Below are 23860 nucleotides of genomic sequence, written 5' to 3'. Positions count from 1 at the left end.
CATGAGCTCCGTACTGGGGACAACGGTCAGGAATCGGTTCCGTCAAGCGCCAGCCTGACGAGGGTGTCGGTGTCGAGGTCGTCGAGGTCCAGGGCCTCGTCGGCGGGCTCGGCCCCGGTACCGCCGTCGGCGTCGGCGAGGTTGAGCAGCAGGTCCAGCAGCCCCGCCTCGCGCAGGCGGGCCAGCGGTATCGCCGCGAGCGTCTGCCGGACGGCCGCCTCCGCCGGGTCGCCGTCGTCCGCCTGCGCCGCCTCGGGCAGCAGGCCGTCGAGCAGGTTCTCGGCGAGCACGGCCGGGGTCGGGTGGTCGAAGACGAGGGTCGCGGGCAGTGACAGGCCGGTGGCGCCGGTGAGTCGGTTGCGCAGCTCGACCGCCGTCAGCGAGTCGAATCCGAGTTCCTTGAACGCCCGCTGGGGCTTGACCCGGTCCGTGCCCGCGTGGCCGAGCACGGCCGAGGCGTGGGTACGGACCAGGTCGACCAGGTGCCGGACCCGCTCGGGGCGGGGCAGGGTGAGCAGGTGCTCCCGCAGGGCATCGGCAGCGCCGGGCTGCTGCTCCCCGGCGTGGGCGTGCAGCGCCTCCCGGGCCTCGGCGATGTCGTCGAGCAGCGGCCGGGGGCGGGCCGAGGCGTACGCCGGGGCGAAGACCGCCCAGTCGACGTCCGCCACGGTCAGCGCCGCCCTGGGCAGGCCGGCGGCGTACCGCATGGCGTGCACGGCGTCGGCCGGCGCCATGGCGGTCAGGCCGCGCCGGGCCAGCATCTGCTGGGCTTCGCCGGTGGCCATGCCGCCGTCGGCCCACGGTCCCCAGGCCACGGACGTCGCCGCCAGGCCCCGGCCGCGCCGCTGCTCCGCGAGCGCGTCGAGGAAGGCGTTGCCGGCGGCGTACGCGGACTGCCCGCCGCTGCCCCACACCCCGGCGATGGAGGAGAAGAGCACGAACGCGTCCAGCGGCCGGTCGCCGAGCAGGGCGTCCAGGTGCAGCGCGCCGGCCACCTTGCCGTCGAGCACGCCCGCGAACGCGGCCAGGTCGGTGTCGGCGATCAGCCCGGACTCGCCGGCGCCCGCCGCGTGGACCACGGCCGTCAGCGGCGCGGGATCCTCGTCGAGGCGGGCCAGCAGCTCCGCCACCTGGTCGCGATCGGCGACGTCGCAGGCCACGACCGACGCCCGTACGCCCTGGGCGGTGAGCTCCTCGCACAGCTCGGCCGCCCCGGGGGCGCGCTCGCCCCGGCGGCTGGTCAGCACGACGTGCTCCGCCCCCTCGGCCGCCGCCCAGCGGGCCACGTGCGCGCCCAGCGCGCCGGTGCCGCCGGTGACCAGCACGGTGCCGGACGGCCGCCACCGCTGCGCCGCGTCGGGAGCGGTAGGTGCCGAGCGGACCAGGCGACGGACGAACACCCCGGAGGGGCGCACGGCCAGCTGGTCCTCGTCGCCGGCGCCGGTCACCACCCGCACCAGCCGGTCCCAGGCCGTCGCGTCGACCTGCTCGGGCAGGTCCACCAGCCCGCCCCACAGGTGGGGGTGTTCCAGGCCCGCCACGAGCCCCAGGCCCCAGAGCCCGCTCTGGGCGACGGCGTGCACGGTGTCTCCGTCGCCGGTGCTGACCGCGCCCCGGGTCAGGCACCAGAGCCGGGTCGTCGCCCCGGTGTCGTGCAGCGCCTGGAGCAGCAGCAGCGTGGCGGCCGCCCCGACCGGCACGGCCGGGTGGGCGGGGTGCGGCTGGTCGCGGAGGCCGAGCAGGGAGAGCACGCCGGCGACGGGGCCGTCGGCCAGCGCGTCGCCCAGCCGTCGGGCGAGGCCCACCCGGTCGGTGCCGACCGGGTCGACGGTGAGCCGGACCACGTCGGCGCCGACCTCGGCGAGGGCCTTGGTCACCGCCTCCGCCCGGGTGCCGTCCGCCAGGTCGTCCTGCGCCGTCACGAGCAGCCACACGCCGGGCCGCGCCGGTTCGGCGGTGATGTCGGTGCGCTTCCATCCGACCCGGTACGACCACGCGTCCAGGACGGCCCGCTGCGTACGCGCCCGGTGCCAGTTCGACAGGACCGGCAGGGCCGGGGTGAGGGCGTCCAGGGCGGTGCCGTCGTCGCCGAACTGCGCGGCGAGGGCGTTCAGGTCGCCGCGTTTGACGGCGTTCCAGAAGTCGGCGTCGCCGCCGTGGGTCGCCGTCTGTCGCGGCCGGCTCGCCGGCTCGGGCCAGTACCGCTCGCGGTGGAAGGCGTACGTGGGCAGGTCGACCCGGGCGGCACCGGTGTCGGTGAACCACTGCGTCCATGACACCGGGACGCCGTGGACGTGCAGCTCCGCCAGGGCGTGCAGCAACGCCTGCGTCTCGGACCGGTCCCGGCGCTGCACGGCCACCGCGAGCGCGTCCTCGGCGAGCACGTCGGCGTTCATCGCGGTCAGCACGCTCTGCGGGCCGACCTCCAGGAACGTGTCCACACCCGTCTCACGCAACGCGGTCACCCCGTCGGCGTAGCGCACAGCCTCCCGCACATGCCGCACCCAGTACTCCGGGCTGCGGATCTCCTCGGCGTCAGCCAGCGCACCGGTCACATTCGACACCACCGGCAACAACGGCGCTGCGAAGGCCAGCCCCTCCAGCACCGCCCGGAACTCCGCCAGCATCGGCTCCATCAGCGGACTGTGGAACGCATGACTCACCGCCAACCGGCGCGTCCGCACACTCCGCCCACGCCAGACCCGCTCCACCGCGTCGAGAGCCTCGACGGCACCCGACACCACCACAGCAGCCGGACCGTTGACCGCCGCAACACCGACGTCCGCCAACCCCGCGATCGACTCCCCCACCGAAGCCTCGTCCGCCGCCACCGCCAACATCCCGCCACCCGCCGGCAACGCCTGCATCAACCGACCCCGCGCCGCCACAAGCTCACACGCATCCGCGAGCGACAACACCCCCGCCACATACGCCGCCGTCACCTCACCGATCGAGTGACCGGCCACCACGTCGGGAACGATCCCGAACGACTCCACCAGACGGAACAACGCCACCTCGACCGCGAACAGACCGGCCTGCGTGAACACGGTCTGGTCCAGCAACTCCGCCTCGGCCGTGCCCGACGACGCGAACAGCACCTCCCGCAGCGGGCGCGGCAGCAGCGGGTCGAGGTGTCCGCACACCTCGTCCAGCGCGGCCGCGAACACCGGGAACCCGCCATACAACTCCCGGCCCATACCCACCCGCTGCGCACCCTGACCGGAGAACAACAGCGCAAGCTGACCACGCTGACCGGCGGCGCCGGTCACGACAGCTCCCGACGGCTCGCCGGCCGCCACGGCCGCGAGACCCGCCAACAGCTCGTCCCGGCTCGCGCCGGACACAACCGCCCGGTGCTCCAGCACAGACCGCGACGCCACCGACGACCACGCCACATCCACCACACGCGGAGCCTCGCCGGCCGCCAGCCACCCCGCCCACCGACCCGCCTGCGCCGACAGCCCGGCCACGTCGCGGGCCGACAACAGCACCGGCACGACCGCCGGCACCTCGCGTGCGACGACCTCACCCTCGATCGTCCCGGCCGGCGGCTGCTCGATGATCACGTGCGCGTTCGTGCCGGAGATCCCGAACGACGACACCGCCGCCCGACGCGGCCGGTCCACCCGCGGCCACGGAGTGGGCTCGGTGGCCAGGGCCACCGCCCCCGCCGACCAGTCGATGTGCGGGGACGGCTCGTCCACGTGCAGCGTCGGCGGGACGAGGCCGTGGCGCATCGCCATGACCATCTTGATCACACCAGCGACACCGGCAGCCGCCTGTGCGTGCCCGATGTTCGACTTCACCGAGCCGAGCCACAACGGCTCCCGCCCCTGCCGGTCCTGCCCGTACGTGGCCAGGACGGCCTGCGCCTCGATCGGATCACCCAGCGTCGTACCCGTGCCGTGCGCCTCGACCACGTCCACGTCGGACGGCGACAGCCGCGCCGACGCCAGCGCCTGCCGGATCACCCGCTGCTGCGACGGACCGTTCGGCGCCGTCAGCCCGTTCGACGCACCGTCCTGGTTCACGGCGCTGCCGCGTACGACCGCCAGGATCCGCCGGCCCTCACGCTGGGCGTCCGACAGGCGCTGCACCAGGAGCACGCCCACGCCCTCGGACCAGCCCGTGCCGTCGGCCGACGCGGCGAACGACCGGCACCGGCCGTCGGCCGACAGGCCCCGCTGCCGGGAGAACTCCACGAAGGTGCCGGGCGTGGCCATCACCGTCACGCCGCCGGCCAGCGCCAGGTCGCACTCGCCGCTGCGCAGCGCCTGCACCGCGAGGTGCAACGCCACCAGGCTGGACGAGCAGGCCGTGTCCACGGTCACCGCCGGGCCCTCCAGCCCGAACGTGTACGCCACCCGGCCCGACAGCACGCTGCCCGAGTTGCCGGTGCCGATGTAGCCCTCGACCTCGGGCGTCTCCATCAGGCGCGTCGAGTAGTCGTGGTAGATGACGCCCGCGAAGACACCGGTCCGGCTGCCCCGCAGGCCCGACGGGTCCAGGCCCGCCGACTCGAACGTCTCCCAGGACGCCTCCAGCAGCAGCCGGTGCTGCGGGTCCATGGCGAGGGCCTCGCGCGGCGAGATGCCGAAGAAGCCGGGGTCGAACTCCGCCGCGCCGTACAGGAAGCCGCCGTGGCGGGTGTACGAGGTGCCGGCGTGGTCGGGGTCCGGGTCGTACAGGGACTCCAGGTCCCAGCCCCGGTCGGCCGGGAACTCCCCGATGCCCTCCCCACCGGTGCTGACCAGCCTCCACAGCTCGTCGGGAGACTCCACCCCGCCGGGGTAGCGGCAGGCCATGCCGACGATCGCGATCGCCTCGTCGGCGTCGCCGGTCGTCGCCTCGTCGGCCGCGACGGCACCGGGCCGGGTGCCGGCGAGTTCCGCGTACACGTGGGCCGCCAGGACCTGCGGGGACGGGTAGTCGAACACCAGGGTCGAGGTGAGGCGCAGGCCGGTCGCGCCGTTCACCCGGTTACGCAGCTCGACGGCGGTCAGCGAGTCGAAGCCCAGGTCCTTGAACGCCCGGTCCGCCGGCACCGCCTCGGCGCCGCCGTGCCCGAGGACCTGCGCGACCAGGCCCCGGATCAGCTCGTCGACCTGTGCGAGGCCCTCCTCGGCGCTGAGCCCGGTGAGGCGCTCGGCCCAGCCGCCGGGGGCGCCCTGGCCGGCGCGGCGGCGGGTCGTCGTCACGTCGACCAGGTTGCGCAGCATCGGCGGTACGACCGCGCCGGCGGCTGCCGCCCGCAGCGCGGGTACGTCGATCGCGGCCGGCACCAGCACCGCCCGCTCCGCCCCCACGGCGGCATCGAAGAGTTCCAGGCCGGTGCGGGCGTTCATCGGCCGCAGGCCGGCGCGTGCCGTACGGGCCCGGTCGTTGCCGCCGATCGAGGCGGCCATGCCTGCCGTGTCCCACATCCCCCACGCCAGACTCACCGCCGGCAACCCGAGCTGCCGCCGATACACCGCCAACCCGTCCAGGAACGCGTTACCCGCCGCATACCCCGACTGACCCGGCGAACCCAGCACACCCGCAACCGACGAGAACACCACGAACAGATCCAGCGCGAGCGACACCGTCGCCTCATGCAGGAACCAACCCGCCGACACCTTCGGCGCCAACACCCCCGCCAACCGCTCCGCCGTCAGCCCCTCCACCACACCGTCGTCCAACACACCAGCGGTGTGCACCACACCTGCCAGCCGACCCCCGGCGGCCACCTCGGCCACCAGACCGAACACCTGGTCCCGGTCCGTCACATCACAGGCGACCACCCGCACCGACGCACCCAACGCCGACAACCGCTCCGACAACTCACCCGCACCGGCGGCCTCCGGACCGCGCCGCGACACCAGCACCAGCGAGCGCACACCATGCGCCGACACCAGGTGCTCCGCGACCAACGCACCTAACGCACCCGTACCACCGGTCACCAGCACCGCACCGTCACCCACGACCCGCGTCTCCACCGACGCCGCAGCGACCGCACGCACCAGACGCGGCACGAACACCTCGCCCGAGCGGACGGCCAACTGGCCGCCGGCCGGGTCCGCGGCGAAGCGGGCCAGGACGCCCAGCGTGCCGGGGTCGATCGCGTCGTCGACGTCGGCCAGGACGATGCGGCCCGGGTGCTCGGACTGCGCGGAGCGCAGCAGGCCCCACACCGCCGCCGCGGCCAGGTCGGTCACCCGGTCCCCGTCGCGGACGGCCAGCGCGCCCCGGGTCACCACCGCGAGCTTCGAGTCGGCCAGCGCGTCGACGGCCAGCCACGCCTGCACCAGGCCCAGCACGTCGGCGGTGACCGTGCGGACGGTCCGCGCCGGGTCGCCGTCGTCGGCGGGCGACGCGGCCGGCGTGAAGAGCAGCAGGCGCGGCGGGGCGATGCCGGCGTCGATGGCGGCGCGCAGCTGCCGGATCGTCTCGGCGGAGGGGCCGCCGGGGACGCCCGGCAGGGCCGGCCCGCCCAGCACCGCCCAGCCCGACGCGTCGTCGACCGGGTCGGCCTCCTCGGCCTGCCAGGCCACCTCGAACAGGGAACGCGACGCCGCGCTCGGGGCGGCCAAGCCGGTCAGCTCCCGCAGGACGAGGGAGTCCACCGACACCACCGGCGCGCCCGCCTCGTCGCGGGCGGTCAGCCGCACCGCGGAGCCGTTGCGGGTCAACCGCACCCGCAGCAGCCTTGCGCCGGAGGCGTGCACCTGCACGCCCTCGAAGGCGAACGGTACGCGCGGCCCGCCCGACTCCTCGGTGCCGGGCAGCAGCCCGATCGGGTGCAGGGCGGCGTCCAGCAGCGCCGGGTGCACGCCGAAGCGCGCCGCCTCGGTCGCCGCGTCGTCCGGCAGGACCACCTCGGCGAAGACGTCGTCCTCGCCGGTCCACACCCGACGCAGCCCCTGGAACGCCGGCCCGTACGACAGGCCGTGTTCGAGCAGCGCCGGATACCAGCCGGTCAGGTCCACCTCGGTGGCGCCGGCGGGCGGCCAGGCGGCCGGCTGCGGTTCGTCGGCCGTGGCCGGTTCCAGCACGCCCTCCGCGTGCCGGGTCCAGCCCGCCTCGGGATCGTCGTCGGGGCGGGAGTAGACGGCGACGGGACGCTGCGGGGACTCCGACGCGGGCACCCGCACCTGGATCCGTATGGCGCCGGACTCGGGGAGCACCAGCGGCACGAGCACCGTCAGGTCCCGCAGCCGCGGCAGGTCCGCCTCGTCGCCGGCGCGGACGGCCAGCTCCACGAGGGCCGTGCCCGGGACCAGCGTCACACCGGTGACGACGTGGTCGGCCAGCCAGGGGTGGGTGGTCGGGGAGATCCGGCCGGTCAGCACGATCTCGTCGTCGCCGGCCAGGTCCACGGCAGCGCCGAGCAGCCCGTGCTCGGCCACGCCGAGGCCGGCGCCGCTGACGTCGCCGGCGCGCAGCCGGCCCACGGCCGGCCAGAAGCGCTGCCGCTGGAACGGGTACGTCGGCAGGTCGACGGGGCGGGCTCCGGCCGGCAGGAGCGCGGTCCAGGTGACCGGCGTGCCGTGCGCGTACAGCTCCGCAAGCGCATGGACCAGCGACGCCGGCTCGGGTCGGCCGGGGCGCAGGGTCGCCACGACCGTCGCCGCGTCGTCGTCCGGCAGGCAGGCGCCCACCATGCCGGCGAGCACCGCGTCGGGGCCCAGTTCGAGGAACGTACGGACGTTGCGCTCACGCAGGCTCGCGACCCCGTCGGCGAACCGGACGGTCTGCCGTAGGTGGCGGACCCAGTAGTCGGGGGTGCCGATCTCGTCGGGGTCCGCGATCCGGCCGGTCAGGTTCGACACGATCGGCAGGACGGGCCAGTGGAACGTCAGCCCGTCGAGCACCTGCCGGAACTCGGCCAGCATCGGCTCCATGAGCGGGCTGTGGAACGCGTGGCTGACGGTCAGCCGGCGCGTACGCACACCCCGGTCCGTCCAGGCCCGCTGCACCTCGTCGAGGGCCTCGGCGGCGCCGGATACCACCACGGCGGTGGGGCCGTTGACGGCGGCGACGCCGACCCGGTCGGCGAACGGAACGATCGACTCGGCCACCGCGTCCTCGGCGGCTGCCACGGCGAGCATGCCACCACCGGCCGGCAGGGCCTGCATCAGCCGACCCCGCGCCGCGACCAGCGCACACGCGTCGGCCAGGGAGAACACGCCCGCCACGTGCGCCGCCGCGATCTCACCGATGGAGTGCCCGGCCACCAGGTCCGGCACGACACCCAACGACTCGATCAGGCGGAACAGGGACACCTCGACCGCGAACAGGCCCGCCTGGGTGAACACCGTCTGGTCCAGCAGCCCCGCCTCAGGCGTACCCACCCCGGCGAACAACACCTCCCGCAGCGGGCGCGGCAGCAGCGGATCCAGGTGAGCACACACCTCGTCCAGGGCCGCGGCGAACACCGGGAACGCCCCGTACAGCTCACGACCCATACCGGCGCGCTGCGCGCCCTGACCGGAGAAGAGGACGGCGGTGCGGCCGCTGCGGGCGATTCCCTGCACGACGGCGGCCGAGGGCTCGTCGTCGGCCAGCGCGCCGAGGGCGGCGAGCAGTCCGGCGCGGTCGCCGGGCAGCAGCACGGCGCGGTGCTCGAAGGCGCTGCGGGCGGTGGCGAGCGCCCGGCCGACGTCGGCGACGGTCAGGTCCGGCTCGCCGTCGACGAGGGTCCGCAGCCGGCGCGCCTGCTCGTGCAGGGCGGCGGCGTCGCGGGCCGACAGGACGCAGGCGACGAGGTCGCCCGGGACGCCCGTGGCGGGTGCGGCCTGCGCCGGGGCGGGCTCGGGGGCCTGCTCGACGATGGTGTGGGCGTTGGTGCCGCTGATGCCGAACGACGACACCGCCGCGCGGCGGGGCCGGTCGACGGCCGGCCACGGCCGCGCCTCGGTGAGAAGGGCGACCGACCCGGCCGTCCAGTCGATGTGCGGGGACGGCTTCTCGGCGTGCAGAGTCGGCGGCAGGATGCCGTGCCGCATGGCCAGCACCATCTTGATCACACCGGCGACACCGGCCGCCGCCTGGGCGTGGCCGATGTTCGACTTGACCGACCCCAGCCACAGTGGATGGTCCTGCGGTCGGCCCTGCCCGTACGTGGCCAGCAGCGCCTGCGCCTCGATCGGGTCTCCGAGGGCGGTGCCGGTGCCGTGCGCCTCGACGGCGTCGACGTCGGTGGTGGCGAGCCGGGCGTTGGCGAGCGCCTGCCGGATCACCCGCTGCTGGGCAGGGCCGTTCGGCGCGGTCAGGCCGCTGCTGGCGCCGTCCTGGTTGACGGCGCTGCCCCGGACGACGGCGAGCACCCGGTGGCCGTTGCGCTGCGCGTCGGAGAGGCGCTCCAGCAGGAGCATGCCGACGCCCTCGGCGAAGCCGGTGCCGTCGGCGCCTGCGCCGAACGCCTTGCACCGCCCGTCGGGCGACAGGCCGCGCTGCCGGGAGAACTCGGTGAGCATGCCGGGGGTGGACATGACGCTCACCCCGCCGGCGAGGGCGAGGCGGCACTCGTCCTGCCGCAGCGCCTGGGTGGCCAGGTGCAGCGCCACCAGCGACGACGAGCAGGCGGTGTCGACGGTGACGGCGGGGCCCTCCAGGCCGAACAGGTACGAGATGCGGCCGGAGGCGACGCTGCCGGCGCTGCCGTTGCCGACGTGGCCGTCCAGGTCGTCGGTGCCGCCGGCGGCCTGGGAGGCGTAGTCGTGGTAGATGAGCCCGACGTAGACGCCGGTGCTGCTGCCCCGCGCCGAGTGGGGGTCGATCCCGGCCCGCTCGAATGCCTCCCAGGAGGTCTCCAGCAGCAGCCGCTGCTGCGGGTCCATCGCCAGGGCCTCGCGGGGGGAGATCCCGAAGAAGGCGGCGTCGAACTGGGCGGCGTCGTGGAGGAAGCCGCCCTGCCGCGGTACGGCGTCCGGGTCCTGGTCGCCGGCGCGCAGGTCGTCGAGGTTCCAGCCCCGGTCGGTGGGGAAGGGCGAGATGACGTCGGTGCCGGCGGTGACCACGTCCCACAGCTGCTCGGGGGTCTGCACGTCGCCGGGGAACCGGCAGGCCATGCCGATGATGGCGATCGGTTCGTCGAGGGCGGCGGCGGTGCCGGCCGCCACGGGCCGGTCCACGGTCGCCGCGCCGCCGAGCTCCCGGTCCAGGAACTCGGCGAGCACCACGGGGGTCGGGTAGTCGAACGCCACGGTCGCGGGCAGCCGCAGGCCGGTGGCGGCGGAGAGCCGGTTGCGCAGTTCCACCGAGGTGAGCGAGTCGAAGCCCAGTTCCTTGAAGGCGCGCTGGGCGTCGACGGTCTCGGCCGAGCGGTGCCCGAGCACTGCAGCCACGCTGGTGGCCACCAGGTCGAGCAGGTGGGAGCGCCGCTCCGCCGGGCCGAGCGTCGCCAGCCGGTCCCGTACGGAGGCGGTGTCCGCGAGGCCGCGCCCCACCGCGCGCCGGGCCGGTCCGCCCGCGCGGACCAGGTCCCGCAGCAGGCTGGGCACGTTCTGGCCGGTCGGCCGCGACGCCGGCGGCAGGTTCATGAGGACGAGGTGCGCCGCGTCGCGCTGTCGCGCCAGCTCGTACAGCGCCACGCCCTGCCGGTCGGTCAGCGGGGCGCTGGTGGCGCGGATCGCCTTGCGATGCTCGCTGCCGCCCAGGTGGGCGGTCATGGCGCTGCTGGTGGCCCACAGCCCCCACGCGATGCTGGTGGCGGGCAGCCCCTGCTCGCGCCGGTACTCGGCGAGGGCGTCGAGGAACGCGTTCGCCGCCGCGTAGTTGCCCTGCCCCGGCGAGCCGAGGGTCGCCGCCACCGACGAGAACAGCACGAACGCCGACAGGTCCAGATGCGCGGTGGCCTCGTGCAACACCCAACCCGCGTCCACCTTCGGCGCCAGCACCGTACGCAGAGCGGACTCGTCCAGCGAACCGATGGTCGCGTCCGCGATCACCCCGGCGGTGTGCACCACAGCCGTCAGCGGGTGCGCCGGGTCCACCAGTTCCAGCAGCCGGGTCACCTGTGCGGGGTCGGTCACGTCGGCGGTGCCGGCGGTGACCCGGGCGCCCGCGCGGGTCAGCTCGTCGACCAGCTCCCGGTAGTGCTCGGGGCCACGGCGGGAGGCCAGCAGCAGGTGCCGGGCCTGGCCGGTGGCGACGAGGTGCCGGGCGAACACGCCGGCGAGGGCGCCGCCGGCGCCGGTGACGAGCACGGTGCCGTCCGGGTCGGCGGGGGCGGGCACCCGCAGGACGACCTTGCCGATGTGGCGGGCCTGACTCATGTGGCGCAGCGCCTGCCGGGCCTGGCGTACGTCCCACGCCCGCAGGGGCAGCGGGCGCAGCGCGCCCCGCGCGAACAGGTCGAGCAGTTCGGTGAGCATCTCCCCGATGCGCCGGTGCCCGGCCTCGTTGAGGTCGAACGCGCGGTAGACCACGCCCGGGTGCCCGGCGGCGACCGTTTCGGGGTCGCGTACGTCGGCCTTGCCCATCTCCACGAACCGGCCGCCGCGCGGCAGCAACCGCAGCGACGCGTCCACGAAGCCACCGGCGAGGGCGTCGAGCACCACGTCCATCCCGGCGCCGCCGGTGGCCGCGCCGAAGGTCTGCTCGAACTCGGTGGTCCGCGACGACGCGATCCGCTCCTCGGCCACCCCGAGTTCCCGCAGCACGCCCCACTTGCCGGGGCTGGCGGTGGCGTACACCGTCGCGCCCCAGTGCCGGGCGAGCTGGATCGCGGCCATGCCGACGCCGCCCGCGCCGTTGTGGATCAGCACCGACTCACCGGCCCGCAGGTCGGCCAGGTCCCGCAGCGCGTAGTACGCGGTCAGGAACACCACCGGCACGGAGGCGGCCTGCGCGAAGGACCAACCGGCGGGGATCCTCGCCACGAGGTCGCGGGTGGCGATCACCTCGGGGGCGAAGGCCGGCTCGAACATGCCGAGCACGCGGTCGCCGGGGACCAGGTCGGTCACGCCCGGGCCGACCTCGATCACGACGCCCGCGCCCTCGCTGCCCAGCACGGCCGCCGGATCCGGGTACATGCCCAGCCCGATCAGCACGTCACGGAAGTTCACGCCGGCCGCGCGCACCGCGATGCGCACCTGACCCGCGTCCAGGGCGACGGAGGTGGCGGGCACCATGCCGACACCGTCGAGGGTTCCGGGGCTGACCGCCCCGACCCGCCACAGTCCGTCCGGCGGGACGAGTTCGTCGGCGGCCTGGCCGGCGGGCCGGCCCAGGCGGGGCGTGCGCACCTCGTCGCCGCGTACGGCCACCTGGCCGCCGGTCGGCGAGGGGTTCTCGGCGACGGCGGCGAGCACGGCGAGGGTGGCCGGGGTGAGGTCCCCGTCGACGTCGGCGAGGACGATCCGCCCCGGGTGCTCGGACTGCGCCGAGCGCAGCAGACCCCAGACCGCCGCGCCGGGCAGGTCCCGCATCGCGTCCGCCGGGGTGGCGGCCACCGCCGCGCGGGTCAGCACCACGAGCGTGGTGCCGGCCAGCGCCTCGCTCTCCAGCCAGCGGTGCAGCACGGCCAGGACACGGGCGGTGGCCGTACGGACTTCGTCGGGCAGGTCGCCCTCCGGGGTGCCGGCGGGCACGGGGACCACGAGCGCGCGGGGCGCCTCGACCGTGCCGGCCGCGACCGCCGCGGTCAGCTCGTCGACGGTCGGGAACACCGGCGTGGCGAGGCCCGCCGGGGCGGGTCCGTCGCCGAGCAGCGCCCAGCCGGTGACGTCCCGCGCCGGGGTGACCGCCTCGACCGGCCACGTCACCTCGAACAGCGACCGCTGCGCGGCCTCCGCGCCGGTGGCGTCGGTCATCTCCCGCATGGCGAGCGACTCGACTGACACCACGGGCGCGCCGGACTCGTCGCCGGCCACCAGCCGCACGCGCGAGCCCGCCCGGGTCAGCCGTACCCGCAGCGTCCTGGCGCCGGAGGCGTGCACCTGCACGCCCTCGAACGCGAACGGCACGCGCGGTCCGCCGGAGCGCTCGGCCGTCAGCAGCCCGACGGGGTGCAGGGCGGCGTCCAGCAGCGCCGGGTGCACGGCGAAGCCGGCGGCGTCGTCGGCCGCCTCGTCCGGCAGGGCCACCTCGGCGTACGCCTCGTCGCCGGCGGTCCACAGCCGCCGCAGGCCCCGGAACGCCGGCCCGTAGGCCAGGCCGCGCTCCGCGAGCGCCGGATACCAGCCGGCGAGGTCCACCTCGGTGCCCCCGGCCGGCGGCCAGGAGCCCAGCGTCGGCTCGTCGGTGGCCTGCTCCAGCAGACCGTCGGCGTGCCGCGTCCAGGAGTCCCCGGGGTCGCCGTCGGGCTGCGAGTGCACCGCCACGCTCCGGGTTCCGGAGCCGTCGGCCGCGCCGACGCGCACCTGCACGCGGACCGCACCCGGGTTCGGCAGCACCAGCGGCGCGGCGACGGTCAGCTCCCGCACCCGGGAGGTGCCGACCTCGTCGCCGGCGCGCACCGCGAGCTCGACCAGGGCCGTGCCCGGCAGCACCACGGCGCCGCCGACCACGTGGTCGGCCAGCCACGGATGCGTGGACGCCGACAGCCGGCCGGTCAGCACGACCTCGTCGTCGCCGGCGAGGCGCACCGCCGCGCCGAGCAGCCCGTGCCCGGCCGCGCCCAGCCCCGCGCCCGACACGTCGCCGGTGGCGGAGCGGTCCAGCGCCGGCCAGAACCGGTCCCGCTGGAAGGCGTACGTGGGCAGGTCGACAGGGGTGGCGCCGGAGCCGGCGAAGACGCGCGACCAGTCGACGGGCACACCGGCGACGTGCAGCTCGCCGAGGTTGGCCAGCAGCTGCCGCGGCCCATGCTCGTCGCGGCGCAGCGAGCCCACCACCACGCCGCCGCCGGCCGCCCGGTCGAGCGCGTCCTGCACCGCGATCTTGAGTACGGGGTGCGGGCTGACCTCGACGAAGGTCCGGAAGCCCTGCTCGATCAGCTGCTCCACGACCGGCGCCAGCCGGACTGTTTCCCGCAGGTTGCGGTACCAGTAGTCGGCGTCGAGCCCGGCGGTGTCGATCGGCTCGCCCGTGACGGTGGAGTGGAAGGCCACGGTGCTGGTGCGGGGGTCCACAGTGCCGAACCCGGCGGTCACCTCGTCGCGGATCGGGTCGACGTGGCCGCTGTGCGCCGCGAAGTCGACGGCGACCTGACGGGCGCGGACGTCGCGCTCGGCGCAGTGCGCGAGCAGCTCGGCGACCGACGCCGAGTCGCCCGCGACCACGGTCACGGCGACGCCGTTGAGGGCGGCGACGGAGAGGCTGCCCCGCCACGGCGCGATGAGCCGCTCGGTGTCGGCGGCCGGGAGCGGGACGGAGACCATGCCGCCGCGACCCGCGATCGCCAGCAGGCCGCGGCTGCGCGCCACGACGAGCCGCGCGGCTTCGGCGAGGGTCAACGCGCCGGCGACGCAGGCCGCGGCAAGTTCCCCCTGCGAGTGCCCGACGACGGCGGCCGGTTCCACGCCGCACGAGCGCCAGAGCTGCGCGAGGGACACCATGACGGAGAAGAGCGCGGGCTGGACCACGTCCACCCGGTCCAGGGGTGGCGCGCCGGGCGCCTGCCGCAGCACGTCCTCCAGGGACCAGTCGACCAGCCGGGACAGTTCCTCGGCGCACTCGCCCATCCGCTGCCGGAAGACCGGCGAGGTCTCCATCAGGTCCAGCGCCATCGACGTCCACTGGGAGCCCTGGCCGGGGAAGACGAAGACGACCTTCGACGCGGCGTCCGCGCCCGCCGGGGAGCTGTCGCCGTCGGTGAGGGCGGCCAGGCGGGCGAGCGCGTCGTCCCGGTCGGCGGCCACGACGACCGCCCGGTACGGGTGGTGCGCCCGCTGGGTGGCCAGGGAGAAGCCGAGGTCGCGCGGGTCGAGGCCGGCGTCGCCGGCGAGCCGTTCGCCGAGGCGGGCGGCCTGCGCCCGGAGCGCGCGAGGGCTTCTGCCGGAGACCGGCAGGGGTACGGCGGCGGGCCCGACCAGGCCGGGAACGTGCCCCGCCGGTGCGGGCGTCGCCGGGGCCGGCTCGTCGGGCGCCTGCTCGATGATGGTGTGCGCGTTGGTGCCGCTGATGCCGAACGACGACACGGCGGCCCGGCGCGGCCGGTCGACGGCGGGCCACGGCCGGGCCTCGGTGAGCAGGGCGACGGCCCCGGCGCTCCAGTCGACGTGGGGCGAGGGCTGGTCCACGTGCAGGGTCGGCGGCAGCACGCCGTGCCGAATCGCCAGCACCATCTTGATCACGCCGGCCACCCCGGCCGCCGCCTGGGAGTGGCCGATGTTCGACTTGATCGAGCCGAGCCAGAGCGGCTCGCCGTCGGCGCGGTCCTGCCCGTAGGTGGCCAGCACCGCCTGCGCCTCGATCGGGTCGCCGAGGACGGTGCCGGTGCCGTGCGCCTCGACGGCGTCCACGTCGGCCGGGTCGAGCCGCGCGTTCTCCAGGGCCTGGCGGATGACCCGCTGCTGGGACGGGCCGTTCGGGGCGGTCAGCCCGTTCGACGCGCCGTCGGAGTTGACCGCGGAGCCGCGCAGCACCGCGAGCACCCGGTGGCCGTTGCGCCGGGCGTCGGAGAGTCGCTCCACGAGCAGCATGCCGACGCCCTCGGCCCAGCCGGTGCCGTCCGCGCCGGCGGCGAACGCCTTGCACCGCCCGTCGGGGGCCAGCCCGCCCTGCCGGGAGAACTCGGAGAACATGCCGGGCTGCGCCATGAGTGCCACCCCGCCGGCCAGGGCCATGTCGCACTCGCCGCCGCGCAGCGCCTGGGCGGCGAGGTGCAGCGCCACCAGGGACGAGGAGCAGGCGGTGTCGACTGTGACCGCCGGGCCTTCGAGGCCGAACATGTAGGCGACCCGTCCGGAGGCGACGCTGCCCGCCGTGCCGGTCAGCAGGTGCCCCTCGAGGCCGTCCAGGTCGTCACGTCCGCTGGTGGCGTAGCCGGAGGAGGCGGCGCCGACGAAGACACCGGTGGCGGTGCCGCTGAGGGCGGCGGGGTCGATGCGGGCGTACTCGAAGCTCTCCCAGGCGGTCTCCAGCAGCAGCCGCTGCTGGGGATCCATGGCGAGGGCCTCGCGGGGGCTGATGTTGAAGAAGCCGGCGTCGAAGTCGGCCGCGTCGTAGAGGAAGCCGCCCTGGTGGGTGACGGTGCCGCCGGCCTGGTCGCCGTCCGTGCCGTACAGCCGGTCGAGGTCCCAGCCGCGGTCGGCCGGGAAGTCGCCGACGGCGTCGGCCCCGGAGGTGACGAGCTGCCACAGCTGCTCGGGGGTGGCGACGCCGCCCGGGTAGCGGCAGGCCATGCCGATGATGGCGATCGGCTCGTCGGCGTCTGCGGTGACGACCGTACGGACGGTGGCGCCGGTGCCCGTGGCCGGGCCGAGCTGCGCGAACAGGTGCTCGGCCAGCCGGGCCGGGGTGGGGTGGTCGAAGGCCAGCGTGGCGGTCAGCCGCAGCCCGGTGGCCGCACCGAGGCGGTTGCGCAGTTCCACCGAGGTCAGCGAGTCGAAGCCCAGGTCCTTGAAGGCCCGGGCGGCGGGAACCGACTGCGCCGAGGCGTGCCCCAGCACCGTGGCGGCCTGGCCGCAGACCAGGTCGACGAGCGCCTGGCGGGCATCGGCCTCGGAGAGGCCGTCGAGTCGCTCGCGCCACGACGCGCCGGCGGTCGGCCGGTCGCCGGCCGTACGGCGTCGGCCGCCGCCGCGCAGCAGGTGCCGCATCAGCGGCGGCACACCGCTGGCCTCGCCGGTGACGTGGAGTCGGGCCGCGACGACGACCGGCCGGGCGGCCGGCAGGGCGGCGTCGAAGAGTTCGGCGCCCTCGGCCGGGGAGAGCCGGCTCATCCCGACGCGCCGCAGCCGCTGCTGGTCGTCGCCGTCGAGGTGGGCGGTCATCGTGCTGCTGGTGGCCCACATGCCCCAGGCGATGCTGGTGGCGGGCAGCCCCTGCTCGCGCCGGTACTCGGCGAGGGCGTCGAGGAACGCGTTCGCCGCCGCGTAGTTGCCCTGCCCCGGCGAGCCGAGGGTGGCCGCCACCGACGAGAACAGCACGAACGCCGACAGGTCCAGGTGCGCGGTGGCCTCGTGCAACACCCAACCCGCGTCCACCTTCGGCGCCAGCACCGTACGCAGAGCGGACTCGTCCAGCGAACCGATGGTCGCGTCCGCGATCACCCCGGCGGTGTGCACCACAGCCGTCAACGGGTGCGCCGGGTCGATCCCGGCGACCAGCTCGGTGACCTGGGCGGGGTCGCTGACGTCGACGGCCACGGCGGTGACGTCGGCGCCCGCGTCGGTCAGTTCCCGGAGCAGGGTGGCGTACGCGTCGTCCCGGCCGGGTGCGCGGCGGGAGGCCAGCAGCAGGCGCCGGGCCTGGCCGGTGGCGACCAGGTGCCGCGCGAGCACGCCGGCCAGGGTTCCGGCCGCGCCGGTGACCAGCACGGTGCCCTCGGGGTCCACGGGCGCGGGGATGCGCAGCACCACCTTGCCGACATGGCGGGCCTGGCTGACGTGCCGCAGCGCCTGCCGGGCCTGGCGCACGTCCCACGCCCGTACGGGCAGCGGGCGCAGCGCGCCCCGCGCGAACAGGTCGAGCAGCTCGGTGAGCATCTCCCCGATACGGGTGCTGCCCGCCTCGTTGAGGTCGAACGCGCGGTAGACCACGCCCGGATGCCCGGCGGCGACCGCCTCCGGGTCGCGTACGTCGGCCTTGCCCATCTCCACGAACCGGCCGCCGCGCGGCAGCAGCCGCAGCGACGCGTCCACGAACTCACCGGCCAGCGCGTCGAGCACCACGTCGACGCCGGCACCGCCGGTGGCCGCGCCGAAGGTCTGCTCGAACTCGGTGGTCCGCGACGACGCGATCCGCTCCTCGGCCACCCCGAGTTCCCGCAGCACGCCCCACTTCCCGGGGCTCGCCGTCGCGTGGACGGTGGCGCCGAGGTGGTGGGCGAGCTGGATCGCGGCCATGCCGACGCCGCCCGCGCCGTTGTGGATCAGCACCGACTCACCGGCCCGCAGGTCGGCCAGGTCCCGCAGCGCGTAGTACGCGGTCAGGAAGACCAGCGGAACCGACGCGGCCTGGGTGAAGGACCAGTCGGCGGGCATCCTGGCGATCCGCTGCCGGTGTGCCACCGCCTGCGGGCTGAAGCCGAGTTCGAACATGCCGAGCACGCGGTCGCCGGGGACCAGGTCGGTCACGCCCGGGCCGACCTCGACCACGACGCCCGCGCCCTCGCTGCCCAGCACGGCCGCCGGATCCGGGTACATGCCCAGCCCGATCAGCACGTCACGGAAGTTCACGCCGGCCGCGCGCACCGCGATGCGCACCTGGTCCTCGCCCAGCTCGGCGGGCGCGGCCGGCACCGGCGCGATCCCGTCCAGGGTGCCGCCGGTGACGGGGGCGAGGTGCCACGGGCCGGGCGGCGGCGTCAGCTCGTCGCCCGCGGGTCGCGCCAGCCTCGGCACGAGGGTCCGCTCGCCACGCACCGCGAGCTGGCCGCCGGAGACCGACGGGTCGACCGCCGCCCCGGCCAGCACGGCGAGGGTCGCGGCGGTCAGCTCGCCGTCGATGTCGGCGAGGACGATCCGCCCCGGGTGCTCGGACTGCGCCGAGCGCAGCAGGCCCCAGACGGCGGCGGCGGCCAGGTCGCCGACCCGGTCGTCGTCCGCGGCGGCCACCGCGCCGCGGGTCACCACCACGAGCTTCGACTCCGCCAGCGCGTCGGCGGCGAGCCAGGCGCGCAGCACGTCCAGGACGGAGCCGGTGAGCGTCCGTACGGCCTCCGGCACGGCGACGCCGGGGTCGCCGGTCGGCACCGGCAGCAGCACCTGCCGGGCCGTGGTGCCGGCCGCCGCCAGGGTCGCCACGTCCGCGAAGACCGGCAGCTCCGCCAGCGCGGCCGGGACGGCACCGCCCAGCGCCGCCCAGCCCGCGAGGTCGTCCACGCCGTCGATCTGCTCCGCCTGCCAGGTCACCTCGTACAGCGAGCGGGCGGCGGCGCCCCGGGTCGCCGTCGCGGTCATCTCCCGCAGCACCAGCGAGTCCACCGACACCACCGGCGCGTTCGAGCCGTCGCAGGCGACCAGCCGCACCCCGGAGCCGTCCCGGGTCAGCCGCACCCGCAGCGTCCGGGCGCCCGAGGCGTGCACCTGCACGCCCTCGAACGCGAACGGCACGCGCGGGCCGCCCGCGGCCTCGGCCACGAGCAGCAGCGCCACCGGGTGCAGCGCGGCGTCCAGCAGCGCCGGGTGCACCCCGAACGCGCCCGCCTCGCCGGCCGTCCCGTCCGGCAGCGCCACCTCGGCGTACGCCTCGCCGTCGGCCGTCCAGGCCCGCCGTACGCCCTGGAACACCGGCCCGTACGACAGGCCGTGCTCCGCCAGTGCCGGATACCAGCCGGTCAGGTCCACCTCGGTCGCGCCCGCCGGCGGCCACTCGCCGAGGCCCGGCTCGTCGGTCGACACCGGTTCGAGCAGGCCGTCGGCGTGCCGCACCCACTCGGTCTCGTCGTCCTCGGGCTGGGAGTACACGGACACCGTCCGCACGGCGGCCTCGTCGGCCGCGCCGACGCGCACCTGGACCCGTACCGCGCCGGACGCGGGCAGCACCAGCGGCGCCGCCACGGTCAGCTCCCGTACCCGCGACGCGCCGACCTCGTCGCCGGCGCGGACCGCCAGCTCCACCAGGGCGGTGCCCGGCACCACCACGGCGCCGGCGATCACGTGGTCGGCCAGCCACGGGTGCGTCGACGTCGACAGCCGGCCGGTCAGCACCACCTCGTCGTCGCCGGCGAGCCGCACCGCCGCGCCGAGCAGCGGGTGCCCCGCGACGCCGAGGCCGGCGCCCGACACGTCGCCGACCCGCCACGGCAGCACCTCGGGCCAGAACCGCTCCCGCTGGAAGGCGTACGTGGGCAGGTCGACCCGGGCGGCGCCGGTGTCGGCGAACCACTCCCGCCAGGACACCGGCACCCCGTGCACGTGCAGCTCGGCGAGGGCGTGCAGCAGCGCCTGCGCCTCGGGCCGGTCCGGGCGCTGGGCGGCGACGGCGAGCACGTCGTCGCCGGGCAGCGCGTCGGCCGTCATCGCGGTCAGTACGCTCCGCGGCCCGACCTCCAGGAACGTGTCGACCCCGGCGTCGCGCAGCGCGGCGAGCCCGTCGGCGTAGCGGACCGCCTCGCGGACGTGGCGAACCCAGTAGTCCGGGGTGCGGATCTCGTCGGCGTCGGCGAGCGCGCCTGTCACGTTCGACACCATCGGCAGCGTGGGCGCGGCGAAGGTCAGCCGCTCGACGATGCCGCGGAAGCGCTCCAGCACCGGCTCCATCAGCGGGCTGTGGAACGCGTGGCTGACGGTCAGCCGGCGGGTACGGGCGCCCCGGTCCTGCCAGACGCGCTCGACCTCGTCGAGGGCGTCGACGGCGCCGGAGACCACGACGGAGGCCGGGCCGTTGACGGCGGCGATGCCGACCCGGTCGGTCAGCCCGGCGATCGACTCCGCCACGGCCGCCTCGTCGGCGGCCACGGCGAGCATGCCCCCGCCGGACGGCAGCGCCTGCATCAGCCGGCCCCGCGCCGCCACCAGCAGGCAGGCGTCCTGGAGCGACAGCACCCCGGCCACGTGCGCGGCGGCGATCTCCCCGATCGAGTGCCCGCCCACGTAGTCCGGCGCGACGCCCATCGACTCGACCAGCCGGAACAGCGCCACCTCGACGGCGAAGAGTCCGGCCTGGGTGAACGCGGTCTGGTCCAGCAGCTCCGCCTCGGCGGAGCCCTCCGGTGCGAACAGCACCTCCTTGAGCGGGCGCGGCAGAACCCGGTCGAAGTGCCCGCACGCCTCGTCGAGGGCGGCGGCGAAGACGGGGAACTCGGCGTACAGCTCGCGGCCCATGCCGGCGCGCTGCGCGCCCTGGCCGGAGAAGAGCACCGCCAGCGGACCCCGGTCCCCGGCCTGGCCGGCGACCACGATGCCCGACGGCTCGCCGGCCGCCAGGGACCGCAGGCCCGCCAGCAGACCCGTGCGGTCCCCGGCGAGCAGCACCGCGCGCCGGTCGAGCGTCGTGCGGGCCACCGCCGAGGAGAAGGCCACGTCGAGCGGGCGCTGTCGCTCGTCGCCGGTCAGCCGGCGGACCCACCGGTCGGCCTGGGCGGCGAGCGCGGCCGGCTGCGCGGCGGAGAGCAGCACGGGCACGACGGTGGGACGACGGGACCAGGTGGCGTCGTCGCCGGCCGGGTCGGGGGCCGGCGCCTGCTCCAGAATCAGGTGGGCGTTCGTGCCGCTCATGCCGAAGGACGACACGCCGGCCCTGCGGACGTGCTCGCCGCCGGCCCACGGGCGCGCCTCGTCGAGCAGGGCCACCGCGCCGGTCGACCAGTCGATGTGCGGTGAGGGCCGGTCCACGTGCAGGGTGGGCGGCAGCACGCCGTGCCGCATCGCCATCACCATCTTGATGACGCCGCCGGCGCCGGCCGCGGCCTGGGGGTGGCCGATGTTCGACTTCAGCGAGCCCAGCCACAGCGGGCGGTCGGCGGTGCGGCTCTGCCCGTACGTGGCCAGCAGCGCCTGCGCCTCGATCGGGTCGCCGAGCCGGGTGCCCGTGCCATGCGCCTCGACGGCGTCCACGTCGGATGGGCTGAGCCGGGCGTTCTCCAGCGCCTGCCGGATGACCCGCTGCTGCGAGGGGCCGTTGGGGGCGGTCAGTCCGCTGCTGGCGCCGTCCTGGTTGACGGCGCTGCCCCGGATCACCGCCAGGACGGGGTGCCCGTTGCGCCGGGCGTCGGAGAGCTTCTCGACGAGCAGCATGGCGACGCCCTCGGACCAGCCGGTCCCGTCGGCGTCGGCGGAGAACGCCTTGCACCGCCCGTCGGAGGCGAGCCCCCGCTGGCGGGAGAACTCGACGAAGGCACCCGGCGTGGCCAGCACTGTGACGCCGCCGGCCACGGCGAGGGAGCACTCGCCGTCGCGCAGGGCCTGACCGGCGAGGTGCAGGGCGACGAGCGACGAGGAGCAGGCGGTGTCGATGGTGACGGCCGGCCCCTCCAGCCCGAAGGAGTACGCCAGCCGGCCGGACATGACGCTCGCGGCGGTGCCGGTGAGGACGTAGCCCTCCGTGCCCTCGGGCAGTTGCCGCAGCACGGACGTGTAGTCCTGCCCCGCGGTGCCGACGAACACCCCCGTACGGCTGCCCCGCACCGACGCGGCGTCGATGCCGGCCCGCTCGAAGACCTCCCAGGTCACCTCGAGCAGGAGCCGCTGCTGCGGGTCCATGGCCAGCGCCTCGCGCGGCGAGATCCCGAACAGGGTCGGGTCGAACAGGCCGGCGTCGCGCAGGAAGCCGCCCCGGTTGCTGTACGTGGTGCCGGGGTGGTCGGGGTCGGGGTCGTAGAGCCCGTCGAGGTCCCAGCCCCGGTCGTCGGGGAATGTGCCGGTGGCGTCCACCCCGCCGGCGACGAGGTCCCAGAGGTCCTCCGGTGAGGCGACGCCGCCGGGGAAACGGCAGGCCATGCCGACGATTGCGATCGGCTCGGCGTCCTCGTCCTCCAGCTCGGTCAGGCGCCGACGCGCCAGGCGGAGCTCGGAGGTCACCCACTTCAGGTGTTCGAGGAGCTTGTCTTCGTCCGCCATGACCCACCCGCCCAGAGCTTGCTATCGATCGGAATCTGCCGATTCGTTGACCACACCACCGCCGACGGCCGGCTTCGTGCACAGGTGGGCGGAGACGCGGCCGTTCGGCTCACGGACCCCACACCTGTTCCTGATTCCGGTTGTCGTGCCTGCTCAGGCGCCCGCCACGCCGGACAGGTCCGCCGACACATGCCCGCCACCGTGACTGGACGGTACTGAGCGCCAAACGCCCGCCCAACCCCTAGAGAACCCCTGATCGACCGGCCCGCGAGCGGCGTCGCGGCAGGCCCGGCGAGCGGCGGTGACCAGCGCCGCGAGGGCCGCTCAGGCGGGCTGTCCGGCGGCCGACGGCAGGATGCGGCGCAGTCGGCCGGGAGGCGTCGAGCGGCGGCGCCACTCCCGTGGGTAGCCGACCGAGACCTCTTCGAACCGGACCCCGTCGTACCAGGTGGTGCGCGGGATGTGCAGGTGGCCGTAGACGGCGACGCGGGCGTCGAAGCGGACGTGCCAGTCGGCCGTGGCCTCGGTGCCGCACCACTGGGCGAACTCGGGGTACCGCAGGATCCGGGTGGGCTCGCGCACGAGCGGGAAGTGGTTGACCAGGACGGTGGGCAGCCCGCCGCGCTCGGCGGTCAGCCGCCGCTCCGTCAGGGCCAGCCGCGCCCGGCACCAGGCGTCCCGCGTCGGGTACGGGTCCGGATGCAGCAGGATCTCGTCGGTGCAGACCACGCCGACCTCGTGGGCCCGCGCCAGGGCCTGCTCCTTCGTGTACGTCCCCGGGGGCCGGAAGGTGTAGTCGTAGAGCAGGAACAGCGGCGCGATCAGGACCGGGTCGTCGCCCTGCTGGTCCCAGACGGGGTACGGGTCCTCCGGGGTGATGACCCCGAGCCCCCGGCACAGTTGCACCAGGTGCTGGTAGCGCGCGTCCCCCCGCAGTTGGATCGGGTCCTCGCGGGGAGTCCACAGCTCGTGGTTGCCGGGGGCCCAGATGACCTTGGCGAAGCGGCGGCTGAGGAGTCCCAGCGCCCACTCGATGTCGCCGACGAACTCCCCGACGTCGCCGGCGACGACGAGCCAGTCGCCGTCGCGCTCCGGCCGCAGCCGCTCGACGATGGCCTTGTTCTCCGCGTGCACCACGTGCAGGTCGCTGATGGCGAGCAGTTGAGGCAAGCCGGATCCGGCCATGCGGACCTCCCGTCCATCCGGGGCACCGCACGCACCCACATCCGTACCGCTCGGCTGCCGGTGGGCAGGGCGAGGCGGCCTGGCGT

Annotated in this window: 2 protein-coding genes; both read right to left on the bottom strand. The window is 75.7% G+C overall.

What is annotated here, in order from left to right; genetic code table 11:
- Window positions 1-26: 26 nt before the first annotated feature.
- Window positions 27-22589 (bottom strand): type I polyketide synthase, encoded by a 22563-nt coding sequence (locus MICAU_RS12295; protein WP_013285632.1) that lies wholly within the window; start codon window positions 22587-22589, stop codon window positions 27-29.
- A gap of 324 nt (window positions 22590-22913) precedes the next feature.
- Window positions 22914-23774 (bottom strand): metallophosphoesterase family protein, encoded by an 861-nt coding sequence (locus MICAU_RS12290; protein ID WP_013285631.1) that lies wholly within the window; start codon window positions 23772-23774, stop codon window positions 22914-22916.
- Window positions 23775-23860 lie beyond the last annotated feature (86 nt).

The organism is Micromonospora aurantiaca ATCC 27029 (genome assembly GCF_000145235.1).
In the GTDB taxonomy this organism is placed as follows: Bacteria; Actinomycetota; Actinomycetes; order Mycobacteriales; family Micromonosporaceae; genus Micromonospora; species Micromonospora aurantiaca.
Note: the sequence above shows the minus strand (reverse complement) of the source record. Positions and strands in the feature narration are given on the sequence as shown.